An 18590-nucleotide genomic window follows, 5' to 3' on the forward strand; every position below is an offset into this window, starting at 1 on the left:
ACGTGCTGGTGGTCGGCGGCGGCCCGGCCGGCGCCGCGGCGGCGATCTACGCCGCGCGCAAGGGCATTCGCACCGGCGTCGCCGCCGAGCGCTTCGGCGGTCAGGTGCTGGACACCATGGCCATCGAGAACTTCATCTCGGTGCAGGAGACCGAAGGGCCGAAGCTGGCGCGGGCGCTTGAAGAGCATGTGCGTCACTACGAGGTCGACATCATGAACCTGCAGCGCGCCAGCAAGCTGGTTCCGGCGAAGAACTCCGGCGAGCTGCACGAAGTGCGGTTCGAGAGCGGCGGCAGCCTCAAGGCCAAGACCCTGATCCTCGCCACCGGCGCTCGCTGGCGCGAAATGGGCGTGCCCGGCGAGCAGGAATACAAGGCCAAGGGCGTGTGCTTCTGCCCGCACTGCGACGGCCCGCTGTTCAAGGGCAAGCGCGTGGCGGTGATCGGCGGCGGCAACTCTGGCGTCGAGGCGGCCATCGACCTGGCCGGCATCGTCGCCCATGTGACCCTGCTGGAATTCGACAGCAAGTTGCGCGCCGATGCCGTGCTGCAACGCAAGCTCTACAGCCTGCCGAACGTCGAGGTGATCACCAGTGCCCTGACCAGCGAAGTGAAGGGCGACGGCCAGAAGGTCACCGGCCTGGTGTACAAGGACCGCAACTCCGAGGAGTTCAAGTCGATCGAGCTGGAAGGCATCTTCGTGCAGATCGGCCTGCTGCCCAACACCGAGTGGCTCAAGGGCAGCGTCGAGCTGTCGCCGCGTGGCGAGATCATCGTCGACGCCCGTGGCGAGACCTCGCTGCCCGGCATCTTCGCCGCCGGCGACGTGACCACGGTGCCGTACAAGCAGATCGTGATCGCCGTGGGCGAGGGCGCCAAGGCTTCGCTGAGCGCCTTCGACCACCTGATCCGGACCTCCGCGCCGGAGTGACCCGGCCAGCGACCGTCGAACCAGGGACGCCCGGAGCGCGAAAGCGCCCCGGGCGTTTTCGTTGGCGCGACCGCCCGCCTCAGGCCGGGATATCCAGGTTCGCGTGGCCCGGCGCGGCGGCCGCCTCGGCGTAGACCTTCTCGTCCTCCTCGATCACCCGCGAGGCCGGCCCCACCAGCAACGGGTCGGGCTCATGGGCGATGCGCCGGTCCTTGTCCGGGTAGTCCAGCGAGTGCAGGAAGTGGCGGATGCAGTTGAGTCGCGCGCGCTTCTTGTCGTCGGACTTGATGACCGTCCATGGCGCGTCGGCGGTGTCGGTATGGAAGAACATCGCCTGCTTGGCGGCGGTGTAGTCGTCCCATTTGTCCAGAGACTTGATGTCGATGGGCGACAGCTTCCAGTGCTTGAGCGGATCGTCGCGGCGCGAGATGAAGCGCCGCAGTTGCTCCTCGCGGCTCACCGAGAACCAGTACTTGAACAGCAGGATGCCGCTGTTGCTCAGCATGCGCTCCAGCTCGGGGGCCTGGCGCATGAACTCCAGGTATTGCAGTGGCGAACAGAAGCCCATGACCCGCTCGACGCCGGCGCGGTTGTACCAGGAGCGGTCGAAGAAGACCATCTCGCCGGCGGTGGGCAGGTGCTGGATGTAGCGCTGGAAATACCACTGGCCCTGCTCCTGGGAGGAGGGTTTCTCCAGGGCTACGATCCGCGCGCCGCGCGGGTTCAGGTGCTCCATGAAGCGCTTGATGGTACCGCCCTTGCCGGCGGCGTCGCGGCCTTCGAACAGGACCACCACGCGCTGGCCGGTCTCCTTCACCCAGCTCTGCACCTTGAGCAGTTCGATCTGCAGGTCGTGCTTGGCTTTCTCGTACTCGTTACGGCGCATCCGCGTGTGATAGGGATAGTTCGCCGGCAGGCTCGCCGAGGTGCTGTCCTCGCTGCTGCCGTGGGGCGCGCTGGCGACCTGCAGGGCCACCGGCTTCTGGCTGATCGCCTGGATCTCCTCGCGGGCTTTCTGCGCCGGGCTGGCCACCCGCGGGCGGCGGGTCGCCGGCTTGCGTGGGGCGCGGCGGGCGGCTGGCCGGGCCGGCTTGGCCGGCTGCGCGGCGGGTTGCTCGGGGGAGGGGGGAGTGACAGTGGGTTCTTCGCTCATGCGGGGCTCCTTCCGTTCTACGTTTTCAGCTATGCAGTCCCCCACTCTATGCCCCTGCCGGAGGTCGTCCGTTGACCCCCATCAAACCGCGCCCGGCTGCCGCCGGGAGGAAAGCCTTACACCTCTCCGACAATCCCTTGTAGGATATCGCCACGCGCGCGGCGTCCCGTCGCCCCGCGGACCTGGATCAGCAGACAGGGTGAACACTGAGCTGGCTCTCATCAACCGAGGGCCGGCAGCGTTCGCGCCGGCCCGCCGATCCGACGAAGGTCCGCACATGTCCCGCACCTGGATTCGCAACCCCCTCGCCATCTTCACCGCCAACGGTCTCGACGCCGCCGGCGGCCTGGTCGTCGAAGACGGCCGCATCGTCGAGCTGCTCGGCGCCGGCCAACAGCCCGCGCAGCCCTGCGCCAGCCAGTTCGACGCCAGCCGGCACGTGGTCTTGCCGGGACTCATCAACACCCATCACCACTTCTACCAGACCCTTACCCGCGCCTGGGCGCCGGTGGTCAACCAGCCGCTGTTCCCCTGGCTGAAGACCCTCTACCCGGTCTGGGCGCGGCTGACCCCGGAGAAGCTCGAACTGGCCACCAAGGTGGCGCTGGCCGAGCTGCTGCTGTCCGGCTGCACCACTGCCGCCGACCACCACTACCTGTTCCCCGGCGGCCTCGAACAGGCCATCGACGTGCAGGCCGGGGTGGTCGAGGAACTGGGCATGCGCGCCATGCTCACCCGCGGCTCGATGAGCCTCGGCGAGAAGGACGGCGGCTTGCCGCCGCAGCAGACGGTGCAGGAGGCCGAGACCATCCTCGCCGACAGCGAGCGACTGATCGCTCGCTACCACCAGCGCGGCGAAGGCGCCCGGGTGCAGATCGCCCTGGCGCCCTGCTCGCCGTTCTCGGTGACTCCGGAGATCATGCGCGCCAGCGCCGAACTGGCGGCGCGCCACGACGTACGCCTGCACACCCACCTGGCGGAGACCCTCGACGAGGAAGACTTCTGCCTGCAGCGCTTCGGCCTGCGCACCGTGGACTACCTGGACAGCGTCGGCTGGCTCGGCCCGCGCACCTGGCTGGCCCACGGCATCCACTTCAATGCCGAGGAGATCCGTCGTCTCGGCGAGGCCGGCACCGGTATCTGCCACTGCCCGAGTTCGAACATGCGCCTGGCCTCGGGCATCTGCCCGACCGTGGAGCTGGAGGCGGCCGGCGCGCCGATCGGCCTGGGGGTCGATGGCTCGGCTTCCAACGACGCCTCGAACATGATCCTCGAGGCGCGCCAGGCCCTGTACCTGCAACGCCTGCGCTACGGCGCCGAGCGGATCACCCCGGAACTCGCCCTGGGCTGGGCCACCCGTGGCTCGGCACGCCTGCTCGGACGCAGCGACATCGGCGAGCTGGCCCCCGGCAAGCAGGCCGACCTGGCCTTGTTCAAGCTCGACGAGCTGCGCTTCTCGGGGAGCCACGACCCGCTCTCGGCGCTGCTGCTGTGCGCTGCCGACCGCGCCGACCGGGTAATGGTCGGCGGCGCCTGGCGAGTGGTCGACGGTGCCGTGGAAGGGCTCGACCTGGCCGCCCTGATAGCCCGCCACCGCGAGGCGGCGAGCGCCCTGATCGCCGGGTGAGGCGGGCGCCGACGGAGGAGGCGCCAGGCTTCCTCTGTCGGTTCGCATAGGTCGGCGCCTGGCCTGCAACCGGCTAGACTTCGGCATCCCCCACCAGGAGCCGACCATGTCCCGCGCCGCCCGCCCCCGCAATCGCTTTTGCAGCCTTCTGCTAGGACTCTCCCTGCTGATGCCCGCCAGCCTTCCTCTGTCCGCTGCCGAAACGGCGGCGGCGCAATCGCCGCGGACCCTGATCATCGACACCGACCCGGGCGCCGACGACGTGATCGCCCTGCTGTTCGCCATGGCCTCGCCGAAGGAGCTGAAGATCCAGGCGCTGACCACCGTCGCCGGCAACGTGCCGTTGGAAAAGACCGCGCGCAACGCCCGGCTGGCCCGCGAGTGGGGCAAGCGCCCGGATATCCCGGTCTACGCCGGCGCCCCGCGGCCGCTGCTGCGCACGCCGATCTACGCCGCCGACGTACACGGCAGCGAAGGCATCACCGGCGTCGAGGTGCATGAGCCGAAGCAGCCGCTGGCCGAAGGTAACGCGGTGGACTACCTGATCCGCACCTTGCGCGCGGCGCCGGAGAAGAGCGTGACCCTGGCCATGCTCGGCCCGGAGACCAACCTCGCGCTGGCCCTGACCCAGGCCCCGGACATCGTCAAGGGCATCCGCGAGATCGTGATCATGGGCGGCGCCCACTTCAACGGCGGCAACATCACCCCGGCCGCCGAATTCAATATCTTCGCCGACCCCCACGCGGCGGAAATCGTGCTCAAGAGCGGGGCGCCGATCACCATGCTGCCGCTCGACGTGACCCACAAGATCCTCACCAGCCCCGAGCGCATCGCCAAGCTGCGCAACCTCGGCAACCGAGCCGGCAAGACCGTCGCCGACATCCTCGACGCCTACGTCCAGTACGACATCAAGTACTACGGCCTGGAGGGCGGCCCGGTGCACGACGCCACGGTGGTCGCCTACCTGCTCAAGCCCTCGCTGTTCAAGGGCAAGCGGATCAACGTGCAGGTCGACAGCCGCGAGGGCATCACCTTCGGCCAGACCGTGGCCGACTGGTACGGCGGCCTCAAGCAGCCGGCCAACGTCGAGTGGATCAACGAGGGCGATGCCCAGGGGTTCTTCGACCTGCTCACCGAGCGTATCGCCCGCCTGCCCTGAGCGGGCTTCCCGCGGCGCCCGGCGTGGGCGCCGCGCTCAGAACGCGTAGCCGACGTTGAAGTAGTGGCCGATCCCGCTGGAGTCGGTGCGGTGTCCGTCCAGTTGCTCGCCGTCGCGCCACTGGGTCATGTTGCGGTAGACCTTGGCGCCGTAGCCGAACTTCCAGTGTTCGGTGTGATACCAGAGCCCGAGGTAGGCCTGGAAGCCGTTATCGGTACGGTATTCGCGCTCGAAGGCATCGTCCTTGTCGGGCAGCTTCGAGCCGAACTCGTAGTCGAAGAAGCCCTGGAAGGCGATGAAGCGCTTGCCGCCGAACTGCGCCAGCGGCTTGAACCAGTTCATGTGGGCGACGTAGCCGTCCCAGGCGTTCTCGTTGGACGCGCTGTAGTTCTTGTCGATGTAGCGCGCGTAGAGATTGAGCCCCACCGTACCCAGCCAGGGCAGCTCGGTGTTGGTGCCGATGCCCGACCACAGCACGTTCAGCCCCGGTCCCTGGCGCGCGTCGGCGTAGTAGTAGTCGAAGGCGACGAACCATTCGCGGATCGGGCCGATGGAGAAGTCGCGGCCGAGCAGGCGGTCGATGGAGAGACGCGGCTCGATGTCGACGAACCAGTTCTCGCCGTCGGGTACGTCCGAGCTGGCGTCGTCGAAGAGGTTCTTGTAGTCGATGTAGCCGTACAGGTCGAGCACCCCCTTGCGGCCGCCGAACTCCCATTCCAGGTAGCTGTCGTCGGTCAGGTAGGGGCCGCCGCGCTGGTTGAACGCGCGGTAGACGTGCAGGTTGTTCCAGAGCCCTTCGCGGGCGGCGTTCTCGTCGTTGTTTTCGGCGCCGAAGGCGGCGGCCGCGCACAGCGGGGCGGCACAGCACAGCAGGGCTTTGCGCATGGGAAGTCCTTGCCTGGAGTGGGACGGGTCGGACTCAGCCGCGGGATTGCCCGGCGAGTTGCCGGAGAGCCTGCTCGGCGTCGCCGACGACGATCCTGCCGGGCACCGCCAGCATCAGGTTGAGCGGCAGGCCGAACTCTTCCAGGGCCATGCCGTCGCGGTCGCCGGTCGGATCCTCGCCGACCAGCTCCGGGGCGTGCCGGCGGATCCGCTCGGCGTAGCTGCCGGCGTCGTCGACGTAGCCATAGACCGGCTTGCCGAGAGCGGTGGCGTAGCCGACCTCGAAGGCGGTGCCGCTGTCCGGCTCGGCGCCGCGGAAGAAGTTCAGGTTGGCCAGCACCGCGTCGGCGCGTTCGATCAGGCCGATGTTGGCGCGGTAGATCCAGGCCGCCTGTTCGCGCGGCTCGGCGAGCTGTTTCGGCAGCGCGTTGTCCAGCGGGTAGAGGCCTTCGAAGCCGTAGCGTGCGCACAGTGCCTTGAGCGCTTCGCCGTGGGCGACGGCGTCGGCGCGGAACACGTCGGGACCGGCCAGATAGAGTTTCCGCGGTCTGGCCGCGGCGCGTACGCCCGGCAGGCTGCCGAGCAGGGCGCCGGCGGGCAGCAGCAGGGCCGCCAGGCGCAAGAAGGTACGACGGCTGCTGGAACCGTTGGATCGGCTCATCGGATGCTCCCCCCAGGATGCCGGACGCCCCGCGCGGGGGCCGTTGTTGTCCGGGGATTATGGGCAGCAAGCGACATGCCAGGCGGCGCCTACCTGTCAGCAGATAGGCGGCGGCTCGCGAGCTTCTTCCGGCGCTCGGCGCGGGCGCTTCAGGCGTTCCCGCCGAGTTCCTCGGCGAGGCGTCGCAGGGCCTCGCGCGGACCGCCGGCGACCAGCCGCGAAGGCACCGCCAGCATCAGGTTCAATGGCAGGCCGAAACCCTCCAGTTGCCAACCGTCGCGGTCCTCGCCGGGGCGCTCGCCGAGCCATTCCGGGGCCAGCCGGGCGAGGCGCTCGGCGTAGGCGCCGGCATCGCTGAGGTAGGCATATACCGGCTTGCCCAGGGCCAGGGCGTAGCCCACTTCGAAGGCGGTGCCGCTGTCCGGCTCGCTGCCGCGGAACGGTTCGAGGTTGGCCAGCACGCAGTCGGCGCGCTCGATCAGGCCGACATTGGCGCGGTAGATCCAGGCGGCCTGTGCGGCCGGCTCGCGGATGTCGGCGGGCAGGGCGTGGTCGAGCGGGTAGAGGCCGAGGAAACCGAACTCGGCGCAGAGCGCCTTGAGCATTTCGCCGTGGGCCTCGGCGTCGGGGCGGAAGACGTCCGGCCCGGCCAGGTAGATCGCGGTCATCGCGTGCGTGCCTTGTTACGGAAAGCCAGCGCCCATGGTAGGCCATCGTGGCGGCGCCGGCATGCACCAAGCGATGGCGCGCTGCACCGTCCTGCAGCCGCGCCGGCATGGCGCGGCACGCAGAAGCGCGGGCTTGAGCGGAGTTGTCCGGGTGGTCAGGTAATTGCATCGGCGGGCGGGCTGAACGCGAAGCCACGCCCGATGGCCAACCCTGCACTCACCGGAGCACGCCCATCCATGAAACACCGTCGCACGCAATCCCACATGTCCGTCCTGCGCCGCCTTGCCGCCGTCCTCGGCCTCGGCGCCTGCGCTCTCGCCGCCGAGGCCGCCGAACCGCTGAAGATCGGCTTCGTCTATGTCGGCCCGGTCGGCGACCACGGCTGGACCTACCAGCACGAGCTGGGCCGCCGCGAACTGGTGGAGCACTTCGGCGATAAGGTGAAGACCAGCTTCGTCGAGAACGTCGCCGAGGGCGCCGACGCCGAGCGGGTCATCCGCAACCTGGCGAAAGACGGCTACGGCCTGGTCTTCACCACCTCCTTCGGCTACATGAACCCCACCGCCAAGGTGGCCCGACAGTTTCCCAAGGTGACCTTCGAGCACGCCACCGGCTACAAGCGCGACAGGAACCTCGGCACCTACCTGTCGCGCTCCTACGAGGGACGCTACGTCGGCGGCTTCCTCGCGGCGAAGATGACCCGCAGCCACAAGATCGGCTACATCGCCTCGTTTCCGATTCCCGAGGTGATCCGCGACATCAACGCGATCCAGCTGGCGCTGGACAAATACGACCCGCAGGCCGAACTCAAGGTGATGTGGGTGAGCACCTGGTTCGATCCGGGCAAGGAGGCCGACGCGGCCAACGCGCTGATCGACCAGGGCGTCGACGTGGTGTTCCAGCACACCGATAGCCCGGCGCCGATCCAGGCCGCCGAGCGTCGCGGGGTGTACGCCGTGGGCTACGCCTCGGACATGCAGCACTTCGGTCCGAAGACCGTGCTCACCTCGATCGTCAACGACTGGGGCCCGCACTATATCCGCTCGGCCCAGGCGGTGATGGACGGCACCTGGAAATCCGAGGACTTCTGGGGCGGCCTGGCCGAGAGTACGGTGGTCCTGCCGCTGAACCAGGAGGTGCTGCCGGCGCCGGTGCGGGAAGAGGCGGGCAGGCTGATCGAGTCGATCCGCAGCGGAGCCTTCCACCCCTTCACCGGGCCGATCCGCGACCAGTCCGGCAAGGAGCGTTTCGCCGCCGGCGTCAGCGCGACCAATGCCGACCTGGCGTCGATGAACTATTACGTGGAAGGCATCAAGGCCGACCTGCCGAAGTGAGCCCTGGCCTTGTATGGAAAAAGTCGCCGAGCGCAGGCACTTTCCGTACAGGGCCCATCGAGGAGAGCGCGATTGGACCGTCTACCCATCATCGACATCGCCCCGCTCTACGGCGCCGACCGTGGCGCCTGGAACGACGTGGCGCGGCGGATCGACCAGGCCTGCCGCGAGTGGGGCTTCTTCTACATCGCCGGACACCCGTTGCCGACCGCGCGCTTCGAAGCCCTGTTGGCGGCGGCGCGGGAGTTCTTCGCGCTGCCCGTCGAAGAGAAGCTGAAGATCGATATCACCCGTAGCCGCAACCATCGCGGCTATGGCGCGATCGCCACCGAGCAGCTCGACCCGGCGTTGCCCAGCGACTTCAAGGAGACCTTCGACATGGCCCTGCACCTGCCGGCGGAGCATCCCGACGTGCGCGCCGGCAAGTCCTTCTACGGGCCCAACCGACACCCCGACCTGCCCGGTTGGGAGGCCCTGCTGGAAGGACACTATGCCGACATGCTGGCGCTGGCCCGTACCGTGCTGCGTGCCCTGGCCATCGCCCTGGGGATCGAGGAGGACTTCTTCGACCGCCGCTTCGAGCAGCCGGTCAGCGTATTCCGCCTGATCCACTATCCGCCGGCCGCCGCCCGGCAGAGCGCCGACCAGCCCGGCGCCGGCGCGCACACCGACTACGGCTGCGTGACCCTGCTCTACCAGGACGCCGCCGGTGGCCTGCAAGTGCAGAACCGCCAGGGCGAATGGATCGACGCGCCGCCCATCGACGGCACCTTCGTGGTCAACATCGGCGACATGATGGCGCGCTGGAGCAACGACCGTTACCGCTCGACCCCGCACCGGGTGATCAGCCCGCGCGGGGTGCATCGCTACTCCATGCCGTTCTTCGCCGAACCGCACATGGACACCGAGATCCGCTGCCTGCCGGGCTGCTTCGACGCGGACAACCCGCCGAAGTATCCGCCGACCACCTGTGGCGAGTGGCTGACCTCGCGCTTCGCGCAGACCTATGCCTATCGGCGCGGCGAAACGGCCTGAGCCGCCCGTCGCGCGCGGGAGCGGCTCGCGGGTTTCCCTCGGGCCTGACTCCCGGGACAGGTTAAACTTGCCGGCAAAGACCAGCCTGATCGAGAACCCACCCCATGTACGAATGGCTCAACGCCTTGCCCAAGGCCGAACTGCACCTGCACCTGGAAGGTACCCTGGAGCCGGAGCTGCTGTTCGCCCTCGCCGAGCGCAACCGCATCGCCCTGCCCTGGAACGACGTCGAGACCCTGCGCAAGGCCTACGCCTTCAACAACCTGCAGGAATTCCTCGACCTCTACTACGCCGGCGCCGACGTGCTGCGCACCGAGCAGGACTTCTACGACCTGACCTGGGCCTACCTGCAGAAGTGCAAGGCGCAGAACGTCGTCCACGTCGAGCCGTTCTTCGACCCGCAGACCCACACCGATCGCGGCATTCCCTTCGAGGTGGTGCTCGCCGGCATCCGCGCCGCGCTGCAGGACGGCGAGAAGCTGCTGGGCATCCGCCATGGGCTGATCCTCAGCTTCCTCCGCCACCTCAGCGAGGAACAGGCGCAGAAAACCCTCGACCACGCGCTGCCGTTCCGCGACGCCTTCATCGCCGTCGGCCTCGACAGCTCGGAAGTCGGGCATCCGCCGAGCAAGTTCCAGCGGGTCTTCGACCGCGCCCGCAGCGAAGGCTTCCTCACCGTCGCCCATGCCGGCGAAGAGGGGCCGCCCGAGTACATCTGGGAAGCCCTCGACCTGCTCAAGGTCGAGCGCATCGACCACGGCGTGCGCGCCTTCGAGGACGAGCGGCTGATGCGGCGGCTGATCGACGAACAGATCCCGCTGACCGTCTGCCCGCTGTCCAACACCAAGCTCTGCGTGTTCGACGACATGAGCCAGCACACCATCCTCGACATGCTCGAACGCGGCGTGAAGGTGACGGTGAACTCCGATGACCCGGCCTACTTCGGCGGCTATGTCACCGAGAACTTCCATGCCTTGCAGCAGAGCCTGGGAATGACCGAGGAGCAGGCCAGGCGCCTGGCGCAGAACAGCCTGGATGCGCGCCTGGTGAAGTGAGGGGCGGCGCGCCGGGCAACCCGGCGCGCGACCCGCAAGGCGTTTCGTCGTCGCCGGCTTCTCGGTATTGATGATAAGCATTATCATTTGCGGGCTGCTCAGCATTCCCATGGCGCCGCCCCGGCGCCGGCTTTCGTGCAGCCGTCCCTCACCGATGCCCGACCGCGACCTACCCTCCGGCCCGCGCCCGGATGCCTTGCCGGCAGACGGCGAGGCGGCGCGCCGCGCGGATCTGCTCAAGGCCTTCCTGGCCCAGCGCCAGCGCATGGAAAGCCTGGTCAGCCGCTGGGTCGGCTGCCGGGCGACCGCCGCCGACCTGGTCCAGGAACTGTTCCTGCGCTTCTGGCGGCGCCCGGCCGCCCCGGTGGAGGAGCTTGGCAGCTACCTCCTGCGCAGCGCGCGCAACCTGGCCATCGACCACTTGCGTGGCGAAGGATCGCGGCAGCGGCAACTGGACGACTGGCTGCCGGAGCAGCGCCAGGGCGAGCCGGTCGGTCCCGAGCAGGCGCTCGAGGCCGGCGACCAGTGGCGCCGGGTCGAGGCCGCCTTGCGCGGCCTGCCCGAGCGGACCCGGCGGATTTTCCTGCTCAATCGCATCCACGGTCGCACCTACGCGGAGATCGCCCAGGCCATGCAGCTTTCCCAAAGCGCCGTGGAAAAACATATGATGCGCGCCCTCGACGCCTGCAAGGCGAGCCTGGCCGGCCCGGCCGGCGAGCAGGCAAGGAGCGCCCAGCCATGACCCGAACCGATAGCGACGCCGCGCCCTACGATCCCGTCCTCGAGCAGACCGCCCAGGCCTGGCTGGTGCGCCTGCGCGGTACGCCGGATGCGGCGACCCGGCGGGCCTTCGAGGACTGGCTGGCGCAGCGGCCGGCGCATGCCGAGGCCTATGCTCGCGCCGAGGCGCTCTGGCGCCTGACGGAAATACCGGCGAGCCGCCTGGCCATCGAAGAGGCCGATGCCCTGGAAGCCTACCTGCGGCCGCGCCGAGCGTCGCGCAACCCGCGGCGCTGGGCCTACCCGCTGGCCAGCGTCGCCTGCCTGCTGGCGATGCTCTGGCTGGGCGGCTGGTGGCAGCCCGGCGACTGGCTGCAGGACTGGCGTGCCGACTATGTCGCCGCGCCGGGACAGGTCGCCGAATGGAAGCTGGCCGATGGCTCCTACCTGAGCCTGGACGCCGGCAGCGCGGTGCGCGTGCGTATCGACGGCGGCCAGCGGCGGGTCGAACTGCTGCGCGGCGCCGCCGCGTTGCGGGTGAAGCGCGACACGCTGCCATTCGTGGTCGAGGCCGGCGAAGGCCGGGCGCGGGTACTGGGCACCGAGTTCGAGGTCCGTCGCGGCGCCGGGGAGACCCGCGTCACCGTGCTGCAAGGGCGGGTCGCGGTGAGCGCCGGCACGGGCGCGGGCGCCGCCGAGGAAGTGCTGGGCGCCGGCCAGCAGGTCGGCTTCGCCGACGGCAGGCTGGGCCGGCCCGTGGCCATCGACGCCGCCGCCGCGCTGGCCTGGCGCCAGGGCTGGCTGAGCTTCTACCGGCGGCCGCTGGCGGAAGTGCTCGACGAACTCGCTCGCTACTACCCCGGACGCATTCTCCTGCTCGACGACGCGCTCGGCCGCCAGCCGGTCAGCGGCAGCTTCCGCAGCGACGATCCCGAAGCCGCGCTGAAGTCGCTGCAGGCGGTGCTCGGCTATCGCCAGCAGATCCTGTTCGGACGCCTGGTGGTGATTCGCTGACGGCGGCCCCGCTCCGTTTGGCGCAGGAATTTTTCCCGGCGAAGAATTTTTTTGCGCTGCGGGGTGAGGTAAATCCGGCGCCGCTTCGTGTAGTGCTCATGACCGCGATTGATTCGCATTAGAAAAGCGACCGACACGAGCAACCCATGACCCCCTTCCCGCGCTTCGCCCTGCGTACTCTCCCCGCCCTGTTCCTCAGCCTCGGCTGTCTCGCCGCCACCGCGCAGGCCGCCGAGGCGGTTCGCTACCGCTTCAGCCAGGCTGCCGCGCCGCTGGCCCAGGCGCTCAACGCGTTCAGCCGGGCCAGCGGGCAGACGCTGCTCTACACCGCCGAGCTGCCGCCGCAGGCGACCGCCCCGGCATTGCACGGTTCGCTGGACGCGGAGGAGGCGCTGCAACGCCTGCTGCAGGGCAGCGGCCTGCGCGCGCGGCGGATCGACGAGCGCACCCTGACCCTGGAACCGATCCCCGCCAGCGGCGCGCTCGACCTCGATGCCACGACGGTCTCCGCCGCCGCCCCGGCGCAGGGCTACCGGCCGGCGGCCAACGCCTCGATCAGCCGCGGCGATGCGCCGCTACTGGATATCCCCCAGGCGATCAGCGTGGTCCCGGCACAGGCGCTGCAGGACCAGCGCCCGCGCAACCTTGACGACGCGCTGGGCAACATCAGCGGCATCACCCAGGCCAACACCCTTGGCGGTACCCAGGACGCGGTGATGAAGCGCGGCTTCGGCGACAACCGCGACGGCTCGATCATGCGTGACGGCATGCCCTCGGTGCAGGGCCGCAATTTCACCGCCACCGCCGACCACGTCGAGGTGCTGAAGGGGCCTGCATCCCTGCTCTATGGCATCCAGGACCCGGGCGGGGTGGTCAACGTGGTGAGCAAGAAGCCGCAACTGCAACAAGCCAACGCCCTGACCCTGCGTGGCTCGGCCTACGCCCACGGGCGCAACGGCAGCGGCGGCCAGCTCGACTCCACCGGCCCGCTGGGCGACAGCGGACTGGCCTACCGGATGATCCTCGATCATGAGGACGAGGATTACTGGCGCGACTTCGGCAAGAGCCGCGAGACGCTGGTGGCGCCCTCGCTGGCCTGGTACGGCGAGGACACGACGGTCAACCTGAGCTACGAGCACCGTGAGTTCACCACGCCGTTCGACCGTGGCACGGCCATCGACCCGCGTACCAACCGCCCGCTGGACATCCCGCGCAGCCGGCGCCTGGACGAGCCCTTCAACATCACCGAGGGCCGTTCCGAGCTGACCCGCCTGGATCTCGAACGGCAGCTCGACGACACCTGGAAGGCCCACTTCGGCTACGGCTACAGTCGCGAGACCTACGACGACAACCAGGCCCGGGTGATGGCCGTGAACGCCGACGGCACCCTGACCCGGCGCATGGACGGCACCCACGGCGCGGTCAGCAGCGACAGCTTCGCCACCCTCGGCCTGAGCGGAACGCTGCAACTGGCCGGGATGCAACATGACCTGCAATTCGGCATGGACCACGAGAAGCGCAAGATCTTCCGCGCCGACCTGCTGCGCGACAGCAAGACCAGTCGCTTCGACTACCTCGACCCGGTCTATGGCCAGGTGGTGCCGTCGACCCGGGTGGTCGCCGGCGACAGCGACCAGACCGACAAGCTGCGCAGCGACTCGCTGTACTTCCAGGACTCGATCCACCTGGACGAACGCTGGATCCTGGTCGGCGGCGCGCGCTACCAGATCTACGACCAGCTCGCCGGGCGCGGCCGGCCGTTCAACGCCAACACCGATATCAACGGGCAGAAATGGGTGCCGCGCGGCGGCCTGGTCTACCGCCTGAGCGACGAGGTTTCGCTGTACGGCAGCTACACGCGCTCGTTCAAGCCGAACTCGACCATCGCCCCGCTGAGCACCGGCGAGACCATCGATTCGGCGATCCTGCCGGAGCAGGCGACCTCCTGGGAGCTGGGCGCCAAGCTGGATGTGCCGGGGCGTCTCAGCGGCACCCTGGCGCTGTTCGACATCCGCAAGAAGAACGTGCTGGTCAACGAACTGGACGGTGCCGGCAACAGCAGCGTGCGCGCCGCCGGCCGGGTCCGCTCGCGCGGCCTGGAGCTGGACCTCACCGGCCAGCTCAGCGAACGCTGGAGCCTGATCGGCAGCTACGCCTGGCTCGCCGCGGAAGTCACCGAGGACCCGACCCTGGAGGGCAAGCGCCTGCAGAACGTGGCGCGCAACACCGCGTCGCTGTCGGCGGTCTACGAACTCGGCCAGCTCTTCGGCGGCGACCGCCTGCGCCTGGGCGGCGGCGCGCGCTACGTCGGCAAGCGCCCGGGTGACCCGGCCAATTCCTTCGACCTGCCGTCCTACACCGTGGCCGATGCCTTCGCCAGCTACGACACCCGCTTCGGCGGACACGGCGTGAAGTTCCAGCTCAACGTGAAGAACCTGTTCGACCGCACCTACTACCCGTCCAGTGCCAATCGACTGTACGTGGCGATGGGCGAGCCCCGGCAGTTCCAGGTGTCGACGACGGTGGAGTTCTGAGTCGGCGCCCGCTCCAGGTGGGGTTCCCCCGGCGTCCTCCTGGACGTGGAGGCCCCCCTGAAGGGCGAAGGGTCGGCGCGATGCTGCCCGACCATGCTCCATCCGGTTCCTTCTTCCCCCAGGGAAGGGATTGCCCGGCACGTGAGTCGTTCCGCCATCTAGTGCCTTCTCCCTTTGGGGAAAGGAAGGCGGAGTACCGCCTGGCACGACCTCGCCGCACGCCACACCTCGTTCCCAACCCGCCCGTTGGGTACCATGCCCGCACCACTCGCCGCCACGGCCGCCCCATGAACCTCGACAACCGCATCAAGTTCCGCCACCTCGCCTGCTTCCTCGAAGTCGCCCGCCAGCGCAGCTTCGCCAAGGCGGCGGATGCCGTGGCGGTGTCGCAGCCGGCGATCTCCAAGACCCTCAAGGAACTGGAGGAAATCCTCGGCGCGCGGCTGTTCGAACGGAGCAAGGCCGGCGCCGAGCTGACCGAGGCGGGGGTGACCTTCCTGCGTTATGCCGGCCCCTGCGTGCAGGCCCTGCGCGACGGGGTGAACACCCTGCGCGGCCACGAGGCGCAGGTCGAGACGGTGCGGGTCGGCGTGCTGTCGACGGTGGAGAGCCTGGTGGTGCCCGAGGTGATCCGGCGCCTGCACCGGCGCCACGGCGCCCTGGTGGTCAGCGTCGCCACCGGACCCAGCGCCTACCTGCTGGCGCAACTGAAGGTCGGCGAGCTGGACCTGGTGGTCGGGCGGATGACCGATAGCCCGGACATCCAGGGCCTGACCTTCGAGCACCTGTACAGCGAGTCGATGATGCTGGTGGTGCGTCCCGGCCACCCCTTGCTCGCCGCGCCCCTCGGCGACCCGCAGCGGCTGGCCGAATTCCCGCTGGTGCTGCCGCTGGTCGGCACCACCATCCGCCGCCACGCCGACAGCCTGTTCGTGCAATGGGGCATCCCGCTCGCCGGACAGCGCCTGGAAACCCTCTCGCCGACCCTCAGCCGCAGCTATGTGTTGCGCAGCGAGGCGATCTGGGTGGCGCCGCGCGATGCCGTGCGCCTGGACGTTGGCAATGGCGAGCTGGCCGAGCTGGACCTGGGTATCCGCGAACCGGGCGGTTCGGTCGGGCTGTGCCACAACGCGGCCTTGCCGTTGCCACTGGGGGCGCAATGGTTCAGCGCGGTGTTGCGCGAGGTGGCCGCCGAGTTGCACTGATGAAGCATAACCAAATGGTTATGTATAGGGCCGGATAATTCACTGTCCCCGCCCCGCCTCCTGCGCAAGACTTCGTTTTCCATGCCTGAATCCACAAGCCTGGCGACCGATAACGCGAATAACAGGAGCCCGACATGCACGACGCCGAAAGCCGTCGTTTCGTCATCCGTGACCGAAACTGGCACCCCAAAGCCTTGACCCCCGACTACAAGACCTCCGTGCCGCGCTCGCCGAGCCAGGCGCTGGTGAGCATCCCGCAATCGCTCTCGGAAACCAGCGGGCCGGACTTCTCCCACCTCAGGCTCGGCCGCCACGACAACGACCTGCTGCTCAACTTCGACCACGGCGGCCTGCCCCAGGGCGAGCGCATCATCATGTTCGGCCGGGTCTTCGACCAGTACGGCAAGCCGGTCCCGCACACCCTGGTGGAGATGTGGCAGGCCAACGCCGGCGGGCGCTACCGGCACAAGAACGACCGCTACCTGGCGCCGCTCGACCCGAACTTCGGCGGCGTCGGCCGGACCCTCACCGACAGCGAGGGCCACTATTACTTCCGCACCATCAAGCCCGGGCCCTATCCCTGGCGCAACGGCCCCAACGACTGGCGTCCGGCGCACATCCACGTGTCCGTCAGCGGCCCGGCGATCGCCGCGCGGCTGGTCACCCAGATGTACTTCGAGGGCGACCCGCTGATCCCCAAGTGCCCGATCATCCGCACCCTTGCCGACCCGGAGGCGGCGCAGAGCCTGATCGGCCGGCTCGACATGAGCATGGCCAACCCGATGGATTGCCTGGCCTACCGCTTCGACATCGTCCTGCGCGGGCAGCGCAAGACCTTCTTCGAAAACGCCTGAGGAGCCGACCATGAGCCACGAACTGCTGCGGGAAACCCCTTCCCAGACCGCCGGTCCCTACGTCCACATCGGCCTGGCGCTGGCCGCCGCCGGCAACCCGACCCGCGACCTGGAGATCTGGAACCGCATGGCCCGCGAAGACGCGCCGGGCCAGCACATCCTCCTGCTCGGCCACGTCTACGACGGCAACGGCCACCTGGTGCGCGACTCGTTCCTGGAGTTCTGGCAGGCCGACAGCGAAGGCCGCTACCAGGAGCGCTACGATCCGGAGCGACCGTTCAACAGCTTCGGCCGCACCGCCACCACCTTCGATGCCGGCGAGTGGACCCTGCACACGGTCAAGCCGGGGGGGGTGCGTAACGCCCAGGGCGTGCCGATGGCGCCGCACATCAACGTCTCGCTGTTCGCCCGCGGCATCAACATCCACTTGCAGACCCGGCTGTACTTCGATGACGAGGCCGAGGCCAACGCCGCCTGTCCGATGCTCAACCTGATCGAGCAGGCGCCGCGTCGCGACACCCTGCTCGCGCGGCGCTGCGAAGTGGACGGACAGCTCGCCTACCGTTTCGACATCCGCATCCAGGGCGACAACGAGACGGTGTTCTTCGACTTCTAGGCGCATCGATCGCGCGGGACGCGCGGGAAGGAAGGGCGCCCTTGCCGGAGCGGCAAGGGCGTACCCAGAACCCGCCGATGGGTACCTGACATTACTCCCGGAGGGCGATGGGTAGCCCCGACAGTACTACAGTCGGAGGCGCTCCGGTCAATTGCGATGATCGAACGAGTGTCCGATAATCGGCAAGCCTTTCCGTGACCCGAGCCCGAACGTCCATGAGCGAACTCCCGGAACACCCCGCCACCCTGGCGCCGCCGACCGTCCTTTCGCCAGCCAAGCGCATCGAGGCCTTCACCGGCGATCCCAACTTCATGACCTCGCTGGCCCGTGGCCTGGCGGTGATCCATGCGTTCCAGGAGCGCAAGCGGCACCTGACCATCGCCCAGATCAGCCACCGCACCGAGATACCCCGCGCCGCCGTGCGTCGCTGCCTGCACACGCTGATGCAGCTTGGCTACGCCACCACCGACGGGCGCACCTACTCGCTGTTGCCGAAGGTGCTCACCCTCGGTCACGCCTACCTGTCGTCGACGCCGCTGGCGATCACTGCGCAGCCGATCCTCGACCGCCTCAGCGAACAGCTCCACGAAGCCTGTTCGATGGCCACCCTGGAGGGCGACGACGTGCTCTACATCGCCCGTTCGGCCACTCCCCAGCGGCTGATTTCGGTGGACCTCAACGTCGGCAGCCGGCTGCCCGCCTATTGCACCTCGATGGGCCGCATCCTCCTCGCCGCGCTGGACGACGACGCGCTGCACGCCTACTTCGGCGGAGTGGAGATGCAGGCCAAGACCAGCCGTACCCTGTATACCCCCCGAGACCCTGCTGCCGTGCCTGGTGGAGATTCGTCGCCAGGGCTGGTGCATCGTCGACCAGGAGCTGGAAGTCGGCCTGCGCTCGCTGGCGGTGCCGGTACGCGACTCCGCCGGCCACGTGCTCGCCGCGTTGAACGTCGGCACCCATGCCGGGCGGGTCTCCCGCGCCGAACTGGAAAGTCGCTTCCTGCCGTTGCTGCTGGAGGCCAGCCGCGAGCTGAGCGCGCGTCTGTTCACCTGACGCCGGAGGCGATCCCCTCCACAAGTTTGGAAAAGGAACCCCCGCTTCCATCTGATAGTCGCAATCCTTGGGGACGCGGCTAGA

General features: G+C 68.8%; 16 protein-coding genes and 1 pseudogene. 13 read left to right on the top strand and 4 right to left on the bottom strand.

Features of this window, described 5'->3' with window-relative positions:
* Window positions 1–929, top strand: a 929-nt coding sequence (ahpF, locus tag HMPREF2924_RS32160) for an alkyl hydroperoxide reductase subunit F (RefSeq protein ID WP_070700862.1), incomplete at its 5' end; no start/stop codon positions are given.
* Between the two features lie 79 nt (window positions 930–1008).
* Here ahpF and ppk2 read toward each other — a convergent pair.
* Window positions 1009–1905: a polyphosphate kinase 2 gene (gene ppk2, locus HMPREF2924_RS32165; RefSeq protein ID WP_003128346.1), complete on the bottom strand. Its 897-nt coding sequence runs from the start codon at window positions 1903–1905 to the stop codon at window positions 1009–1011.
* A gap of 454 nt (window positions 1906–2359) precedes the next feature.
* Between ppk2 and HMPREF2924_RS32170 the strand changes: the two genes are divergently transcribed.
* Window positions 2360–3709 carry an 8-oxoguanine deaminase gene (locus HMPREF2924_RS32170; RefSeq protein WP_003083834.1) on the top strand — a complete coding sequence of 450 codons (1350 nt, stop codon included), beginning with the start codon at window positions 2360–2362 and terminating at the stop codon, window positions 3707–3709.
* Window positions 3710–3815: 106 nt separating this feature from the next.
* The gene (locus HMPREF2924_RS32175; protein WP_003128348.1) at window positions 3816–4868 is read left to right on the top strand and encodes a nucleoside hydrolase; all 1053 of its coding nucleotides are present in this window, start codon (window positions 3816–3818) and stop codon (window positions 4866–4868) included.
* A gap of 36 nt (window positions 4869–4904) precedes the next feature.
* Here the strand turns inward: HMPREF2924_RS32175 and HMPREF2924_RS32180 are convergent, their stop codons facing one another.
* The 3 genes from HMPREF2924_RS32180 to HMPREF2924_RS32190 form a co-directional block, all read right to left on the bottom strand.
* Window positions 4905–5753 carry a nucleoside-specific channel-forming Tsx family protein gene (locus HMPREF2924_RS32180; RefSeq protein WP_003123794.1) on the bottom strand — a complete coding sequence of 283 codons (849 nt, stop codon included), beginning with the start codon at window positions 5751–5753 and terminating at the stop codon, window positions 4905–4907.
* Between the two features lie 34 nt (window positions 5754–5787).
* The gene (locus HMPREF2924_RS32185; protein WP_003128349.1) at window positions 5788–6414 is read right to left on the bottom strand and encodes a nucleoside 2-deoxyribosyltransferase; all 627 of its coding nucleotides are present in this window, start codon (window positions 6412–6414) and stop codon (window positions 5788–5790) included.
* A 149-nt stretch (window positions 6415–6563) separates the two neighbouring features.
* Window positions 6564–7082, bottom strand: coding sequence for a nucleoside 2-deoxyribosyltransferase (locus HMPREF2924_RS32190; protein ID WP_003128350.1), 519 nt, complete (start codon window positions 7080–7082; stop codon window positions 6564–6566).
* Window positions 7083–7319: 237 nt separating this feature from the next.
* Between HMPREF2924_RS32190 and HMPREF2924_RS32195 the strand changes: the two genes are divergently transcribed.
* From HMPREF2924_RS32195 to HMPREF2924_RS32240, 10 genes and pseudogenes are all read left to right on the top strand, one after another.
* Window positions 7320–8417, top strand: coding sequence for a BMP family ABC transporter substrate-binding protein (locus HMPREF2924_RS32195; protein ID WP_003123811.1), 1098 nt, complete (start codon window positions 7320–7322; stop codon window positions 8415–8417).
* Between the two features lie 72 nt (window positions 8418–8489).
* Window positions 8490–9452: an isopenicillin N synthase family dioxygenase gene (locus tag HMPREF2924_RS32200; protein ID WP_070700864.1), complete on the top strand. Its 963-nt coding sequence runs from the start codon at window positions 8490–8492 to the stop codon at window positions 9450–9452.
* 104 nt (window positions 9453–9556) lie between these two features.
* On the top strand, window positions 9557–10507 hold the full coding sequence (locus tag HMPREF2924_RS32205) for an adenosine deaminase (RefSeq protein WP_003128352.1): 951 nt from the start codon (window positions 9557–9559) through the stop codon (window positions 10505–10507).
* Between the two features lie 196 nt (window positions 10508–10703).
* Complete coding sequence (locus HMPREF2924_RS32210; RefSeq protein ID WP_003112642.1) at window positions 10704–11249, top strand: RNA polymerase sigma factor; 546 nt, start codon at window positions 10704–10706, stop codon at window positions 11247–11249.
* Window positions 11246–12241 (top strand): FecR family protein, encoded by a 996-nt coding sequence (locus HMPREF2924_RS32215; RefSeq protein ID WP_003128353.1) that lies wholly within the window; start codon window positions 11246–11248, stop codon window positions 12239–12241. The genes HMPREF2924_RS32210 and HMPREF2924_RS32215 overlap by 4 nt, the downstream gene beginning before the upstream one ends.
* A gap of 146 nt (window positions 12242–12387) precedes the next feature.
* Complete coding sequence (locus HMPREF2924_RS32220) at window positions 12388–14775, top strand: TonB-dependent siderophore receptor (RefSeq protein ID WP_003128354.1); 2388 nt, start codon at window positions 12388–12390, stop codon at window positions 14773–14775.
* A 287-nt stretch (window positions 14776–15062) separates the two neighbouring features.
* The gene (gene pcaQ / locus HMPREF2924_RS32225) at window positions 15063–15980 is read left to right on the top strand and encodes a pca operon transcription factor PcaQ (protein WP_015502146.1); all 918 of its coding nucleotides are present in this window, start codon (window positions 15063–15065) and stop codon (window positions 15978–15980) included.
* A gap of 134 nt (window positions 15981–16114) precedes the next feature.
* Window positions 16115–16834 (top strand): protocatechuate 3,4-dioxygenase subunit beta, encoded by a 720-nt coding sequence (gene pcaH, locus HMPREF2924_RS32230; protein ID WP_003102187.1) that lies wholly within the window; start codon window positions 16115–16117, stop codon window positions 16832–16834.
* Between the two features lie 10 nt (window positions 16835–16844).
* Window positions 16845–17450, top strand: a complete 606-nt coding sequence (pcaG, locus tag HMPREF2924_RS32235) for a protocatechuate 3,4-dioxygenase subunit alpha (RefSeq protein WP_023094473.1) — start codon at window positions 16845–16847, stop codon at window positions 17448–17450.
* 215 nt (window positions 17451–17665) lie between these two features.
* Window positions 17666–18506, top strand: a pseudogene (locus HMPREF2924_RS32240) (IclR family transcriptional regulator C-terminal domain-containing protein).
* The last annotated feature ends 84 nt before the right edge of the window (window positions 18507–18590 follow it).

The organism is Pseudomonas sp. HMSC063H08, assembly GCF_001813645.1.
GTDB lineage: Bacteria > Pseudomonadota > Gammaproteobacteria > Pseudomonadales > Pseudomonadaceae > Pseudomonas > Pseudomonas aeruginosa.